Origin of the sequence: Flavobacterium sp. LB2P53 (assembly GCF_003970305.1) — a bacterium.
Taxonomy (GTDB): domain Bacteria; phylum Bacteroidota; class Bacteroidia; order Flavobacteriales; family Flavobacteriaceae; genus Flavobacterium.
Window position 1 is genome coordinate 1 of record NZ_RYDG01000006.1, and the last position, 16,063, is coordinate 16,063.

9 protein-coding genes are annotated in these 16,063 nt (G+C 34.2%); 3 read left to right on the forward strand and 6 right to left on the reverse strand.

Going from position 1 to position 16,063, the window contains the following annotated elements:
• The first annotated feature begins 681 nt into the window (after window positions 1–681).
• Both sbcD and EKL95_RS08795 read left to right on the forward strand, forming a co-directional pair.
• Window positions 682–1,914, forward strand: a complete 1,233-nt coding sequence (gene sbcD / locus EKL95_RS08790; protein WP_126563985.1) for an exonuclease subunit SbcD — start codon at window positions 682–684, stop codon at window positions 1,912–1,914.
• Between the two features lie 176 nt (window positions 1,915–2,090).
• Complete coding sequence (locus tag EKL95_RS08795; protein ID WP_126563986.1) at window positions 2,091–5,675, forward strand: AAA family ATPase; 3,585 nt, start codon at window positions 2,091–2,093, stop codon at window positions 5,673–5,675.
• Between the two features lie 106 nt (window positions 5,676–5,781).
• Here the strand turns inward: EKL95_RS08795 and EKL95_RS08800 are convergent, their stop codons facing one another.
• The 6 genes from EKL95_RS08800 to EKL95_RS08825 all read right to left on the reverse strand — a co-directional run bounded on the left by EKL95_RS08800 (window position 5,782) and on the right by EKL95_RS08825 (window position 14,543).
• On the reverse strand, window positions 5,782–6,132 hold the full coding sequence (locus tag EKL95_RS08800) for a glycoside hydrolase domain-containing protein (protein WP_231507430.1): 351 nt from the start codon (window positions 6,130–6,132) through the stop codon (window positions 5,782–5,784).
• A gap of 144 nt (window positions 6,133–6,276) precedes the next feature.
• On the reverse strand, window positions 6,277–7,803 hold the full coding sequence (locus EKL95_RS08805; protein WP_126563987.1) for an alkaline phosphatase family protein: 1,527 nt from the start codon (window positions 7,801–7,803) through the stop codon (window positions 6,277–6,279).
• A 129-nt stretch (window positions 7,804–7,932) separates the two neighbouring features.
• Window positions 7,933–9,408: a SusD/RagB family nutrient-binding outer membrane lipoprotein gene (locus EKL95_RS08810; RefSeq protein ID WP_126554287.1), complete on the reverse strand. Its 1,476-nt coding sequence runs from the start codon at window positions 9,406–9,408 to the stop codon at window positions 7,933–7,935.
• Window positions 9,409–9,428: 20 nt separating this feature from the next.
• Window positions 9,429–12,890: a SusC/RagA family TonB-linked outer membrane protein gene (locus EKL95_RS08815; protein WP_199736799.1), complete on the reverse strand. Its 3,462-nt coding sequence runs from the start codon at window positions 12,888–12,890 to the stop codon at window positions 9,429–9,431.
• A 71-nt stretch (window positions 12,891–12,961) separates the two neighbouring features.
• Window positions 12,962–13,570, reverse strand: a complete 609-nt coding sequence (locus EKL95_RS08820; protein WP_126563988.1) for an RNA polymerase sigma factor — start codon at window positions 13,568–13,570, stop codon at window positions 12,962–12,964.
• On the reverse strand, window positions 13,560–14,543 hold the full coding sequence (locus EKL95_RS08825) for a FecR family protein (RefSeq protein WP_233589400.1): 984 nt from the start codon (window positions 14,541–14,543) through the stop codon (window positions 13,560–13,562). The genes EKL95_RS08820 and EKL95_RS08825 overlap by 11 nt, the downstream gene beginning before the upstream one ends.
• Before the next feature lie 513 nt (window positions 14,544–15,056).
• Between EKL95_RS08825 and EKL95_RS08830 the strand changes: the two genes are divergently transcribed.
• On the forward strand, window positions 15,057–15,866 hold the full coding sequence (locus EKL95_RS08830) for an NIPSNAP family protein (RefSeq protein ID WP_126563989.1): 810 nt from the start codon (window positions 15,057–15,059) through the stop codon (window positions 15,864–15,866).
• Window positions 15,867–16,063: the final 197 nt, after the last annotated feature.

Here is a 16,063-nt window from a genome sequence, read left to right on the forward strand (position 1 = left end):
AAGCTTTATCAAATCTTTTTTTGAAAATAAATTTTCCTTTTGATCTAAGTAACTTGCCAGTATTTTAAAGAACTTCTAAACCATTACCTCACTATAATTATATTCTAATTGGTGTTCGGTAAACTTGTTTGCGGGTGCAAAACTACACCCTTTATTCGCTTTTACAAGCTTTTTAATCCCTTTTTTTTATCCTTTTCTTAACTTTTTCTTTAACTAGCTGATATCACGTTTTTTGAAGATCAAAGTTTTTTAAATAATCCTAATTCTTAACTCCCCTTTTAATCCGTTTCAATCCTAAATCACCTTTTATCTATCCTCACAAAGCTTTAATCTCCATTCCCTTTTTTGAAACCTATCCAAATCACGCTTTATTACACTTTTTATGCGCTTCCTTCTTTTTCATTTACTGGAAATTAACGCCACCATACACTATCCTAACAAAAAATCGCAACACAGTAAACGATTTTATACTATACCATATATAATGACTGAACAGCTCTTTGCTTTACTATAACTCATACAAGCTACAATTACTTGCGGCAAAACAACAAAATATTCTGGTTTCCAAATCTTCGCGTTAGGGATAGTAGTGGAAAGTCAATAAAAAAACTGAAATTGCATCATTATTTAGTCAGTAGCATCTTCTAAAACTAGTAAAACAATCTCATTAACAAAAAATTCATGTCGTTAAAAATAATACACACCGCCGATTGGCATCTTGGACAAACCTTTTTGCAAAAATCAAGAATAGAGGAACACCAATATTTTATAGAGTGGTTGTTAAAAACCATACAAACGCAGGCTATTGATGCCATTATTATTGCAGGTGATGTTTTTGATGTTTCGAGTCCTTCGGTAGAAGCCATAAATAAATACCATTATTTTTTATTGGAGGCTTATAACTTAAATGTACAGGTCATCATTATTGGTGGGAATCATGATTCGGCGTCTCGATTAAATTCTTATAAAGATATTTTCAAAATTTTAAATGTAAGTATTGTCGGTGGAGATCTGAACAATGTGGGAGAATTAATCCCAGTTTACAAACGCGGAACAACAAATGCCGCAGCCGTTATTGCCGCAGTGCCTTACCTTCGTGATGGTGATATTCGTAAAATTACCGAGGGCGAAACCGTCAATGAAGCCCATGGTTTATTTACATCGGAAGTAAAAAAGCACTACGATAATTTGTTGAAACAGGCAAAAACGAATTATCCAGGTGTACCCGTTATTGGCACGGCGCATTTGTATGTAACCGGCTGTATTCTAAGTGAACCCGCCGAAAAAAGAATGCATTCTTTAGTGGGCACACTCGGACAAATCCCATCGAGTGTATTTTCAGCCGGATATGATTATATTGCCATGGGGCACATTCACAAACCTCAGATGGTCCAACATCCGGATAATGTGATTGCAAAATATGCCGGTTCCCCTATTCCACTCAGTTTTAACGAACGCAATGATCTTAAAGAAATAACTGTTTTGACGATTGCCGATAATAAAATAGCCCATGAATCTCTGTCCATACCTTTGCAAAGGAGTGTGATACGATTTGAAGGAAAGGCTGATGAAATTATTGAAAAAATAAAATTACATAAACCGTCACAAGTATTGCCAACTTGGGCAGAAATCATAATTACTGAAGCTGTCAATTTTATTGACTTTAATAACGAGATAAATGATTTATGTATTGATAGAAAAATAGAAATTTTGAACCGAACTACTAAGTATACCTCAATTAATAATCAATCAATAAGAGAAGAATATATTGCCGGTACCGATAATAATCCTTTGGATAATATCCCAAAAATCTTTACTATAAGATGCGAAAAGAAAGGAATGAATGAAGAAAGTATTGCCGGAATAATGCCGTTGTTTATGCAGATATTGAATGAAATTAATAACACACATTAGGTTTTCAAAAACATTTTTTGACCCAAGCGATAACCCACCGGCGAAGCATTACAGAATTCTGTCCGATTTCAATAAAAAAATAGCATCTTCTTATGAAATCGCTATGATTCCAAATCACAAACAGGAATGAAGAATGGCGATACCATATTCCTTTAAAAAGCAAATATTATCTTAGTATGAAAATTTTAAAAATAAACATCAACAACATACAGTCTTTGAAAGGGGTTCAACCCGAAATTAATTTTACAGATGGAATTTTAGCCCATGCGGGTTTGTATGCTATTACCGGTCAAACAGGAGCCGGAAAATCGACCATTTTGGATGCAATTACTTTGGCGTTATACGGTAAAATAAATCGATATGGTAATGACAAACCGAGTTCTGAAATAATCACCCGCAATCAAAAAGAAGCTTATGCAGAGGTTACATTCGAAGTAAATGACATCGTTTATTTGGCCAGATGGGCAGCTTCATTCAATAAAAATAACAAAATAAATGCGACGGATGACAGAAAATTGTCTAGAAAAGAGAATGGTGAATTTCGGTTAATTGCCGAAAAAGTATCAAACGTCAATCCAATGATAGAAGAAATTATTGGGCTAAAATACGAGCAATTTACCAAATCCATTTTATTGGCTCAAAATAATTTTTCAGCGTTTTTAAAAGCAAAACCGGATGAACGTGCCGAAATGTTGAGCAAAATAACGGGAACACAAATTTATGAAGAAATCTCGAAGAAGGTTTTTGAGCATACAAAAGCCTTTGAAACTGAAATTAATAACCTAAGAGCCACCATAAACGGAAATATTTTAAATGAAGAAGAATTAAATGCTATTGCCGTTTCATTTGAAGAAAAAGAAAATACGATTAAGGAAATAGAACCGAAATTAACACGAATTCTGGCGGAAATTGCTTGGTTGGCGGCTGTTGAAAACACGAAAACAGAAATAAATCAGCATAAAAATTCGCTTGAATTGGTGAAACAACACTTTTTAGATAATATCGAATTATATCAAAAATTAGAGCATTACAGCAAAGCAAAACTAATAGAAAGAGATTGGCTAGCTTTTCAAAACAGTGAAAAAGAGTGCGCTAAAAATACCGTAAACACGCAAAGAACGACTGATGAAATTGAAAGTCTAAATAAAAATTTGTCTACCACTGAACCCGAATTAGAAAGGGCACTCCTTACATTTGGAGAAATTCAGAAGGAACAAGCAACCAAAAAACCATTAATTGAAAGTGCCAAAATAACGCTCGGAGCTATAGCAAATACGACTGTTTCATTAGAAAAAAACACTAAAGATTTAGAAACTACAAAACTAAATTTCGATTCTAATATAAAAAGATTATCACTCCTCACGGAAGAAAAAGCGACGATGGATGCCAAAATTTTAGCCTGTCAGAGTATCATCGTTCAATATAACAAATATGCTTCTTGGGAAACTGAAAAAGGTGCCGTGAGCTTGAAATATAAGGATATCGAAAAGTGGGAAACCGAAATTAGTGCTTTAGATCTTGAAAGTTTACACCGCAAAATAGCTTTTTACGATACCGAAAATATTGGAACAGAAAAATTATTGAATGCTGTTGCAAATGAAAGCACTACTTTGAAAGAACAGGTAGAAGCTTTGGAATTACAAAAGAAAACCTCATCAAATCTAGAGGATTTGAATGCCAAAAAAGAAAAGGCACAATCCGATTGGGATAATTGGAAAAAACTGTCTGACTATTTCCCTAAATTAGAAAATGAAACTATTTTATCATCGAAAAACAAAGACGAATTTATACTTGCCAAAGCGTTAATCGTTTGTGTTGAAAAGAAGATTTATGACAAATCGAATTCATTAATACTGCATACAGAAAATAAAAACTTAAAGCTCCTCGTTGCAAGTTTTGAAGAACACAGGCACCATTTGAAGGAAGGTGAAGCCTGTGCTTTATGTGGCGCAACCGAGCATCCTTATACCAAAAACTTACCTGCTTTATTTTCAGAAAATGGGATTGAAGAAAAAATAAAGGAATTGGATAATGAAATAAAAGCATTGGGAAAAAACAAGGATAAAGCGCTCGAAAATGCAGCAGGAATTGAGCAGCAAATTAAAAATAACAATGCCAATATTACAGCATTTGAAAATGAAATTCTCAGCTTAAAATCGGATTTAGGGGTTGATGAAAATTTGAATTTCGAAGCTATTCAAACGAATATTATTCATTCGCAATCTGAGTTAAAATCCCTTAAAAATCAAATAAATAACATCTCTGAATTAAACAAAAACTACGACGATTTCAGTATATTATTTTTAAAAAAATCTGACACGTTACAATTAATCCAATTGGCTGATAATGAATATAAAAATATCAAAAAACAGATTACCGAAAAGCAGGCATCAATCAATGAAAACTTTGAATTTATAAAAGAAAAATTTCTTTTATTTGCTACTCATTTAGAACAAAATAAGATCCAATTAGTTGTTCAAATAGGGAAAGAATTATCTGAAAATTTAAGAAAACTACAGGAAGAAAATGTGAATTTAAAGGCAAATCAAACTAAGATTACTGACTTGACTATTTCGATAATGGAGTTTGAAACAAAAACCAGCAGTTTAAAAGAAAGCGTTCAACTGTATGAAAAAGGGAATGAAGAATTGACTGCCCAAAAAAATGCCTTAGAGAATGAATTTAAAAATCAAACGGCCAATTTTGAATTAAAATCGCCACAAGAGGAAGAATACCGTTTGCAAATAAAAGGTAAAACGGAACAAGATTCAGTAACCAAATGGAAAGGTGAAAAGGAAATCACCTTGGCTTCCATCAAAAACAAACACGCTGATGTAGGGCAATTGGTTGCCGAAAAATCAGAACTAGATGAAGCCTTTCGTTTGGCAACGGTGCATTTGGATCATAAACTGACTGAAAATGGTTTCGAAAATGGTTTCCAATTACAAGAAGCATTAAACTTAGAAAACAGTGCTTTGTTGATTATACAAAAACAAACATTTGAGACTAAAAAACAACAAATTGAAGGAGCATTGAATGCTAATTTACTCAAACAAGAGGAACTCAATTCCAATCCTTTAACGGCTAAATTAGTAGAAGATTTAAATCTCCAAAAAGTGGCTTCAGAGCAAGAAAAAACAAAAATAAATCAAGAAATTGGACAATTAAAGGAACAAATTAATAATGACAATAAAATAAAAGAGGAAAATCAGCTGATAATTGATGTAATCAAAACAAAAAACAATGTATTCCAGAAATGGGATTTATTAAATAAAACGGTAGGTTCTTCTGATGGCAAGGCTTTTAAAAAATTCGCTCAAGATTTTACCCTTTCCTTATTGGTACAACACGCCAATAAGCATCTAGAAACCATGTTCAACAGATATGAACTTTTTAAAGATGACACCTCAGATGAAATGGAATTGCAAATAAAAGACAAAAACTTTTTTGGAGAAATTCGCAATATTAATTCGCTTTCTGGTGGTGAAACTTTTTTGGTAAGTTTATCGTTAGCGTTAGGATTATCCGACCTTGCGAGTAAGAATACTAAAATCCGTTCCCTTTTTATTGATGAAGGTTTTGGTTCACTCGATCCCGAAAACTTGAATAATGCATTAGACACGCTCGAGTTGCTTCGCCAAAATGACGACCGCCAAATTGGGATCATCTCACATGTGGAAGAATTGAAAAAAAGAATTACCACTCAAATTCAAGTAAAAAAATATACGAGTGAGTTTAGTACTATTGAAATTGTGGATTAACAACGACGAATTAGCACCAGTATAAAGTACCATTTTGTCGCAAATATCTCGTGTTTTTGCGACAAAATAAAACGATTTAAAATACTGCCAATTCGCATTCTTTTAATTAATCCTCTGCCTCTGCTGTTTTTGAAATCCACTGATTCTCGATTCCCCACTTTTTATTTGGTACAGCAGCAGTTTCAAGGATCAGAGTTCCTCCTTTGCTAATCTCCTCTTGTGTCAACCAATTTCTGTATATTGGCTGGCCGTTTAATTGAGCTGATTGAACATAAAAGTACTCTTTATTATAATTAGACACTTGTATGTGAAATGATTTTCCATTTTCCCAATTTAATTTTACGGACTCAAAGATTGGAGCTGTCAAATAATAAATGGGGCTGCCAATATTTGCCGGAGACAGACCTATACTTCGCATTACAAACCAAGAGGACATCGTACCGGCATCATCATCCATAGTGCGGACATAGGCTTGGGGTTCGTTTTTATAAATCTTTTTTATATTCTTTGGTGATTTTTAGGATTTCAAACTATTTATTGAACAAAAAAATGGTGTCTTAACATTTAAGACACCATCTTTACTTTTATATTGTAGGCAATATTATCTTTTTACTCTAACTACTCTTGTAAAATTAGGATAGTTATATTTCCCCAAAACAGATCTTTCCATTTCTAGTTTATAAACTCCCCATGGTAACTTTACTTCAGTTTTAATTAGTTCAATCTTAGCGGTAAGTGGAACATTATTAGAAACTTTTTCTGTTAGCAACTCATACATAACCCGACCGTCCATTTGTTTAGGAATTGTTAAATTATGTAGATGGAGAACAGTGGGAATTATATCTACATTTGATGTAGGCAAATTACCTTCAAACTTGTTCTTAAAACTAGGGCCATTAGCCAGTAATGCAATATGAATTTCATAAGGGCTAAATCCACCATGACCTGCAACACCTTTTGCGAAACTTGTACCTGCATATCCAGCATCATTTTTGTTATCATTCCAGTTCATGTCTACAAGAACATCTCCTGATCGGCCATGATCCCAATATATTGATTCGAAAGAAAGCGTCCCTTCTACAAAACCATTTACATCTCCTTCTTTTAAAGCTTTTGTATAAATACCCCCTATCCAGTTCTGTTCCTGTAAGGCTGCAACAATATTTTTTATGGTCTTTTCATCATGATCCTTTACATAAACTGCTCCTTCAGCAACCACTACTTCTGTTGATTCCTTGTCTTTTTTTAGTCCTTGCTGGATTAGGAAATCTGCAAGGCCAAGTTTTCCAATATGTGTCACAAAACCATGGTCGGAAGAAATGATAACATTAAAGTTTTGATCAAGTCCTTTTAATTGAAGTGATTTTATAATCCTTCCAAACTGCTCATCTACATATTTGATAGACTCAATTGCTTCGGGCGATCCTATTCCGTTTTTATGAGCAGCCGAATCTGGGTCGCCATACCACAATGTACTAACTAAAGGACCATCTAACGTTAATCCATATTTTATAACGGCATCTGTTAACCATTTGTGTTTTCCAAGACCGCTTGGAACTGTTCCAATTTCACCTAGTATTTTAGATTTCATAGTCTCTGGTAAAATCATAGTGGTATTAATGATTGCGCCTCCACTGACCTTATGATTTTGCATTAAAGCTTGTCCTGTAGAACCTGAGCTAAAAACAAAAAGACTTTTACCATTTTGTTCTAAAACTTCTCCCAGCGAAACTGATGTTAATAAATGATTATCTGTAGCTTTAGCGATTTTATTTAATTCCTCTGCATCACCAGTGTTTAAACCTGATGTTTCTTTTATCTCAGGAAAATACACCGTATTTCCCATTAATCCATGACTGCCTGGATAGCATCCGGTAGATAGCGAAGATGCATTAACCCTAGTTACTGTGGGGAATACACTGTGGTGCTGTTTACCATAACTTCCTTTTTTACTGAATAAATATACATTCGGCATTAATTCAGGGGTGATATAATCCGGTCTTAAGCCATCAAAGAAGACAATTAATGTTCGAATATTGGTTTTATCAACCTTTGTTTGCGCTTTGCTAGCAGTACTACCAAAGAGCGCCAATGATAGAATTAAGAAACTTTTATTTACGGTTTTCATAATAGAATGATTTAGTTTTAAATTTAATCCAACTGGAACGCCTAGGTCTTTGTGGCTCTTAGAAGTATTTCCCTGTTTCTGTTTTATTTTTATATTTAATAATGTAAAATAATTCTACTTTTTATTTAATTATTTAGCCCACCAAACTTTACTAACGGTATTATCTCCTCCCATTGCTGCTGAGGCTGCTGCAAGATTTTCAGGATTAAGCGATTGTAGATATGTTGGATAAGGCACCCGATTTGGAAATACTCTTTCTGCTGGTATACCCGTTCCTCTTGGCAAAATCGGATATCCCGTTCTTCTTTTTTCAAACCATGACTGATAGTCAACAAAAAACGAAGCGTAATATTTCTGTGTAATGATTCTCTCTAATTGCGCTTCTACTGATGCATTGGTATCATAAACTACGCCCGCTTGTGTAAGATAATTTGAAGGCATAGTTGCGCCCCATTGGATCATTGATGCAGTTATTGCTGAATCATAATGCTGCTTAGGCGATTTTCCGGTATTAAATCCTTTTAATGCTAATTCTGCTTTAATAGACTCTACCTCAGACCAAGTCATCATTATACCCAATTGGGGTAAAGTTTTCATAAGATCATTATAGCTTGTATTGGCTCCGACCTGGTATTCAGTAGTTATAGGATAACCACTTTCTATACCTTGGTATACATTTTGACCGCCAACCATTACTGTTCTAAACCATATAGTTCTTCTTGGATCGTTATCTGTATTCATTTTATTGATGAAGTATTTGGTAACATAGGTACCATCTCTCCACTCCAATTGTCGTGTATTAAAATACGGATTGTAATAAGGGTATATTCCTGTATATTTAAAAATAGCATCATCAGTATTACTAGTAAACACAGGGTATTTTACAGGATCCGCTAATAGTGCCGTAATTTGTTCATTGATATTAATCTCCCCATTACGTTTCGATAATCGTAGCAATAATCTCATTTTTAATGAGTTACAGAATTTTTTCCATTTTACAATTCCGGGATTTGCACCTCCTGAAAGGCTATTGGAATTGTATAAAAGATCACCACCATAAGTCAGCGCTTTAGAGGGATCAAGCAAAGCATTGGCTTGTTCTAAATCACTCAGGATTTTAATATATATATCCTTTTGTTTATCGAATGCAGGTTTAAGGTTGCCTTCAGTTGCTTTAACGGCTTCTGAATAAGGAACATCTCCGTACAAATCTGTGATAATAGAATAAGCCCAACATTTATAGATCATCGAGATCGCTTTATAGTTATTCTCTCCTAATGCTTCGGATGTTCTATTAATATCCTCTATATCTGCCATATAACCATAGAAACTTGTCCATATTCCTGCACCAGGATTAATTACATATCGATGCACTCCCTCTCCCGAGGGACTAGATCGTGGTGCATCAACTTGCATCAACTCATGGGTAAGATTTCGAGAAGCAGTGATACTAGAGTTAACAATTCTATATTGCAACTGTCCCAACATAACTCCCGGTGTGATCTGTTTAGGTCGGTTTGGATCGGTATTTATATCCTCAAAATCTTTGGTACAAGAGGATAGTAGTACTACAAACAAAAAAAGAAAATTATATGTTTTATTCATTTTTATCATGATCTATTGATTTAAAATTTTAGAGTAAGATTAGTTCCTATAGTTCTCGTGGAGGGAAATTGAGCTAATTCAACTCCTGGTGTCAGTGTCCCATTATTTAGATTTCCTCCCTCAGGATCAAAACCAGGAAACTTAGTAAAATTAAACAGGTCTCTTCCGAAAAAAGCAAGACTTGCCGATTTCATTCCTATCTTTTTCAAGAGGGTTTTCGGTAAGTTAAATTCGATCCGAACCTCTCTAATCTTAATAAAAGAAGCGTCAAATATATTGGTCTCTCCATTACCGATGTTATAATAATTTTCATAATAGGAACTAGCAGCTACTCTTACAGTGTTTGGAATATAAGTTCCGTCCGATTGTAAAACGACTCCTTGTCCTACAATTCCGCCATCACGACCTGGAAGCGTTACTCGGGTTTTCCCTAAGGTATTATTCTTATGATTGGTTTGCGAATACATACTTCCTCCTTTTTGTCCGTCTAGAAGTACACTCAATCTTACTTTTCCAATGGTAAACTCATTCATGATTCCTGCTTTCCAGTCAGCAAATGCATTTCCTCTTATTTTCAACACTGGATCCAATGTTGCAGGCAAACCAGCCGAAGTATATATAATCTGCCCGTCAGGAGATCTCTGGAAACCTCTACTGTACATATCTCCCATTCTTCCTCCAACTCTAGCTTCTATGCTTACATTATTCTCGTGGTTATAAATAACTTGGTTTGTAATCCCTGGAGCCAATTCTTTTACATAACTTCTGTTTCTACTCCAAGTCAAGGTGGTATTCCATTTGAAATTGTTTTTGGCTATTATTTTTCCTGTTACAGCTAGCTCCATTCCTCTACTGTTTATTAAACCTGCATTTACGGTTGCATTAGAATAACCCGTAACTGGATCTAATGGAATTGCTAAAATCTGATTGCGACTATTATTATTGTAATAGGCCATATCAATTGATAATCGGTTTTTAAACATCCTAATATCAATTCCAGTTTCTATACTTGAAGTTATCTCTGGTTTTAAATTTGCATTAAATAAGATCGAAGTATTCGTAAAGCTATTGCCATAAATCCTGTCATAATACTTATCAGTTTGATACGGTCTTGTGTCATTACCAACCTGGGCCCAAGACAATCTAAATTTAGCAAAAGAGAAAATAGAGGGAAGATTTGTCATTTCGTGAATCAAGAAACTGGAACTGATAGAAGGGTAGAAAAAGGAATTGTTACCATATGGCAAAGTGCTTGACCAGTCATTCCGTCCCGTTACATCTAAAAATATTTTTTCCTGATAGGAGATTTGCCCTAAACCATAAAAACTGTTAATCGCTTTCTTTGTTTTTAAAGGATCTGCAACAGCTTGATCCAAGCTATTTGAAATTTGGTATATTCCGGGCTGCGATAACTGATCCGCATAAAGTCCTACAAAATCATAGTTTTGCCTCATTGAATTGGCACCTGCAATAATGCTATAATTGATATCCTTATTTAGCGCATTCTTATAGGTTAACAGTGCATCTGTATTTATTTCATAACTAAATACATTTTGTTCTCTATACATTCCACGAGCATATTTAGTCATACTAAAAGGACGTTGTTGTGATCTGAACTCATTTGACATATCTAGTCCAGAACGGACCATCAATTCAAGTTTATCATTAAACTGATAGGTAGCGGACAAGTTTCCAATTACCCCGTTTTTATTCATTTTGTTAAGCATTTCATACATACCTAGATAAGGATTATCAGGTCCCGTATTAAAAGGATTTTTTTGTTTTACACCTACTAGGCCAGGCTGCCAATAAGGTTTAAACCATTCCGGCTTAATGTTTGGAGCGGTACCAATCATTAGAAAATACATTATGGATTGATTGTTGTAACCTGCAGCTGGTAGATTATCACTTTTCTTATTCGTATAATTTACTTTACCATTTATTTTTAACTTATCAGAGATTTTTTGATTTATAGATAAGGAGGCATTTAATCTTTCGAAACCCGTATTAGGAAGAATCCAATCATTTTTTAGATGAGTAATCGATAATCGAGTAGAGCCGTTTTCATTCCCACCTTCTAATGCGATACTATTTGATTGTGTCGTTCCTGTTCTAAAAAATCCAGAAATATAATTTTTGTTGGCAACCCATGGTGAACGTTCAGTAGGTTTGCCATTTGCAGCATTAGGATTATATTGAAAATAAGATTGACCATCAAATCTTGGCCCCCAGGCTCTTCCTGCTCCTACATTTGTACTTGTATTTAGTCCGTCAGCACTATCTAAATAAGAATAGTATTTATCAGTTCGACCTTCTCCATATTCAAATTGATAATCCGGCCAACGATTCACTTGATCAAAACTAAAATTACTACTTATAGTTACTCCTATTCCTCCTCCTTTAGTTTTGCCAGACTTGGTAGTAATAATAATTGCGCCACCTGCAGCTCTTGTTCCATAAAGTGCCGTTGCACCTGGCCCCTTCAAAACTGTTATTTTCTCAATATCTTCAGGGTTAATATCTGATAATGTTGAACCAAAGTCAACTGGACTATCCTGAGAAAGGTGTGATGAAAATCCTGTACCGGTGATCTTACTACTTACAGGTACTCCGTCCAAAACAATCAAAGCTTGATTGTTATCAAGGTTAAGTGAGGATTCTCCACGAAGAGTTATTCTGGAAGAACCCATTGGACCAGCACCAGATCCCTGGATATTTAGACCAGCAACTTTTCCGGAAAGAGAATTTACCCAGTTATTTGATTTGGCATCTTTTACAGCATTTTCACCAAGAGATTGTGCTGAATATCCTAGCGACTTTTCTTCTCGTTTTATCCCTAATGCTGTTACAACCACCTCTTTTAGAGCCGTTTCATCTTGTCCTAGTATTACTTTAATTTCAGTCTTATTTTCTATATTGATTTCTTTCGTTTCAAATCCTACATAACTCACCGATAAAACCGTTGTATTTGCTGGAACACTAATCGTGAATTTTCCGTCAAAATCCGTTGTTGCAGTGATCGTGGTTCCTGCTACAAAAACAGAAGCTCCGGGTATTGGCAAATTAGATTCGTCTAAAACCACTCCTGTAATTTTTCGGTTTTCCTGATTCTTTTTTGCCGTGCTTTTTGGAGTAATCCCAACCAATTCTTTGACTAAAACGCCATTTTTAGTGATCTTAAAATCAAGACTCACCTTAGTTTTCAAAACGGCTAATACCTGATTTAAATCTTGGTTGTTGATGGTAATAGAAATTTTCTTTTGAAGAAATTTTTGGTCGGACATATAAATAAACCTATTGTTTATTTGTCGTTCTATAAGAGTAAAGGTTTGCTTTATGGAAACGTCTTTTAGATTTAAATTGATTTTCTCTTTTTTGACTGCAATCTCTTCAATAGCACTTGTATTTGAAGTCTTTGAATAAGATATTCCATTACCAAACAGAAGCAATAAGGATACCGTTAGAATAATTTTTTGTTTCATTTTATCTGTGATTATTTATTGTTTTTTACAAACCAAAACTGATTTTAGAATAGTTGGTTTTCTACTAATTATTAGATGGAGTTCAGTAAACCTCTTTTTTTATAGGATTCTAAAGCCCTACTAATATATTTAAGTGCAATAGCGATATGATTTTCAACCGTTTTAGGGGTGACGTTTTGAATTTCCGCAATTTCTTTGTATTTTAATCCATCGATTCTACTGAGTTCAAATGCCTGACGTGATTTTTTAGGAATAATATCTAATATTTCACGTATCAAATTAGTTTTCATTTCTTTTTGTTCATTTTCAATAATCTCCTGCTCCCTACTAGGTGAAAATATAGAGTTTATAGTTTTTGTTTCATCGATTTGTTGGCAAAACGGCTCTGATTTTCGTACTGTTTTTAAACTGTTTTTCACTATTACATAGATATAAGATTTAGGGTTTTTAATTGTATCAAGAATATTTCTATTGGTCCACAACTGAATAAAAATATCAGCCACTTTTTCTTCAACAAGGCACGAGTTCGATTCATAACTCATTCCAAAACGGCACAGAGGCGTGTAATACCTTTTAAAGAAAAGTTCCATCGCCTCGTATCGACCATTCTGAATTTGCTGAAATAAATAATCGTCTGAAAAACAATCACTACTACCCATTTTTGTTGCATTAATTTTCATGGTACTTGGATATCTCGATGTTGTTTTGAATAGTTTTTGTGATGCTTACCTCTGAAATAAACTCCAGAGACGATATAAATTCATCAATGGTTAGGTTTTTAAAAGCCCCTTTTATATGCTGATTTGCAATGGCAGCATCAGCATCCTTAATGATAAAGTTTACGCCATAGAATTTATTGATTTTCGGGAGTGCATCTTCGAATTTTTCATCATCCAATATAAGTATATTGTCCTTCCAGGCAGCAACCTTATTCACATCAAAATTTCTTTTGATCACTAACTTGGTTTTAGAATTCCATACTAATTCTTCATTTGGCAATAGGTTAATTTCATCCTTACTTTCTTTAAGCAATACGTTTACTTTTCCTTTTGCCAAAGAAACAGTTTGATCAATGGTATTGCTACTGACATTAAATTCTGTTCCTAAAACTTTCACATCAAAACCATTTGTATGTACAACAAAAGGAGAATTAGTATTCTTCGTAACTTTAAAGAAAGCTTCCCCTTGCAACCAGATGGCTCTTTGTGTACTGAAATCACTGGAATATTTAACTTCACTGCCTGAATTTAAAATAACGGTGCTGCTATCCGGTAACTTAAAAGTTAGCCGCTGCCCTTTAAGGGCAATTTTATGATTGGTATACCCGGAAGGAGTCATTCCTATAAAATAAAAACCCAGACAAAAAACCATAAGAAAAGCCATAGAAAAAACAGCCTTCTTTTTGATAGAAATTTTTACGGATTTTATCTTTTCTGGTTTATTATATTTTGTGATGATTTCCTCAAAAGAAATAGTTCGTATTGGTACTTCACTATTGGGATAATTCATCCAAATGGTTTGAAAATTTTCAAAAACAGCAAGGAGTTCATCATCTAAAGACAGTTCAATTTCAAACACAGATCGCTCTGCTATAGACATTTCGTTGGTAAGATACCGCACACATTTTTTTTCTTTCTGACTAACATTCAACATAAAAAATTCTCTTTACTAATAGGAGTCAAAATAAGAGAAATACCCCTAGTTTTCAATACCATCAAATCGACACGATATCGTTAATGAATTGTTAATCGTCCGGTTTAAATCAGCTTCGAATAGCTGAGCTTGAGAGAACACGCAAAGTCACAGTACTAAAAGAGATATCAAAAAAAAAGCAATAAGCTTCATTTATAAAAAAAGATCCATGATTAATACTTTCCAAAAAAACAACGAAAAGATATTTCCCATTGAAAAAAGCCTATAGTATTGCAACTGGGACAATGAATTTATCACCACTGGAAAAGCCAAGTCTTATTAGCGTGGAAAATAGTAAATAAGGGACTTACGTACTATTAGATACATTAAAAAATACTTCCATTTCATAAAACGGAACAACATAATAAATAGGGTTTTAACAGCAAGACATTCATTTAACTTCTTTTTTTATCGGACAATAATGGTTACTTTTATAAAAATTATTCAGGCTAGCCTACCACCAAAAAAAATGAAATGAAATTAACCAACCTGTTTTTCACACTGCTGATCGTATTTACTAATACCAGTTTTAAACCGGTACCCGCGCAAACGATTGTACCAACACCTGTTCAAAAACCTATGGAATTATATCAACTCAAAACCTATATTTTCAAGACAGAACAACAAGAACAAACAACTGACAAGTACCTAAAAGAAGCTTATTTGCCGGGATTAAAAAAACTAGGAATCAAAAATATTGGGGTGTTCAAGTTAAAACCAAACGCCACAGATACCTTAAAAAAAATTGTGGTACTGATTCCGTTTTCCACTTTGGAACAATTCCTTGCACTTGACGAAAAACTAGCTAAAGACAAAACCTACATAACTGCCGGAGCAGCCTATTTGAATGCGGTTTACAATGAACCTTCATACTTAAGAATAGAATCCGTTTTGTTACAGGCTTTTTCAGACCATCCTTTCCTGACAAAACCCGCTTTGAACAGCACAAGATCCAGTCGTGTATACGAATTGAGAAGCTATGAATCAGCCACAGAAGCAATTTACGCCAACAAAGTAGCCATGTTTAACGGAGGAGGAGAAATAAAACTCTTTGATCGATTAGGTTTTAATCCTGTTTTTTATGGCGAAGTGATCTCTGGTCCCAAAATGCCAAACCTTATGTACCTCACTACTTTCGCAGATCAAACAAGCCGAGAAGCACATTGGAAATCTTTTGTAGATTCGCCGGAATGGAAAGCCCTAATTGCCATGGAAAAATATAAAAATAATATTTCCCACATCGACATCACTTTTTTGTATCCAACTGAATATTCTGATTATTAGTTTTGCTTCTAGACATCTTGCAAAACCAACTACAGGTGGTTTTCTTTTAATCCTACATAGAAACCAAAAAAAAAAAATACCTCTCTTATTTTCTGTTGGAATTTGGTTTAATGTTCAGAGGTCTTTCCTTTATGAAAACGGCTATGAAAACTCAGGTACAAGACCTAAAAACGGTTAATGAGCCTTAAATTTATATC

Coding starts and splice junctions, on each gene's coding strand:
- sbcD (WP_126563985.1), top strand. CDS start 682: ATGTCGTTAAAAATAATACACACCGCCGATTGGCATCTTGGACAAACC.
- EKL95_RS08795 (WP_126563986.1), top strand. CDS start 2,091: ATGAAAATTTTAAAAATAAACATCAACAACATACAGTCTTTGAAAGGG.
- EKL95_RS08800 (WP_231507430.1), bottom strand. CDS start 6,132: ATGGATGATGATGCCGGTACGATGTCCTCTTGGTTTGTAATGCGAAGT.
- EKL95_RS08805 (WP_126563987.1), bottom strand. CDS start 7,803: ATGAAAACCGTAAATAAAAGTTTCTTAATTCTATCATTGGCGCTCTTT.
- EKL95_RS08810 (WP_126554287.1), bottom strand. CDS start 9,408: ATGAATAAAACATATAATTTTCTTTTTTTGTTTGTAGTACTACTATCC.
- EKL95_RS08815 (WP_199736799.1), bottom strand. CDS start 12,890: ATGAAACAAAAAATTATTCTAACGGTATCCTTATTGCTTCTGTTTGGT.
- EKL95_RS08820 (WP_126563988.1), bottom strand. CDS start 13,570: ATGAAAATTAATGCAACAAAAATGGGTAGTAGTGATTGTTTTTCAGAC.
- EKL95_RS08825 (WP_233589400.1), bottom strand. CDS start 14,543: ATGTTGAATGTTAGTCAGAAAGAAAAAAAATGTGTGCGGTATCTTACC.
- EKL95_RS08830 (WP_126563989.1), top strand. CDS start 15,057: ATGAAATTAACCAACCTGTTTTTCACACTGCTGATCGTATTTACTAAT.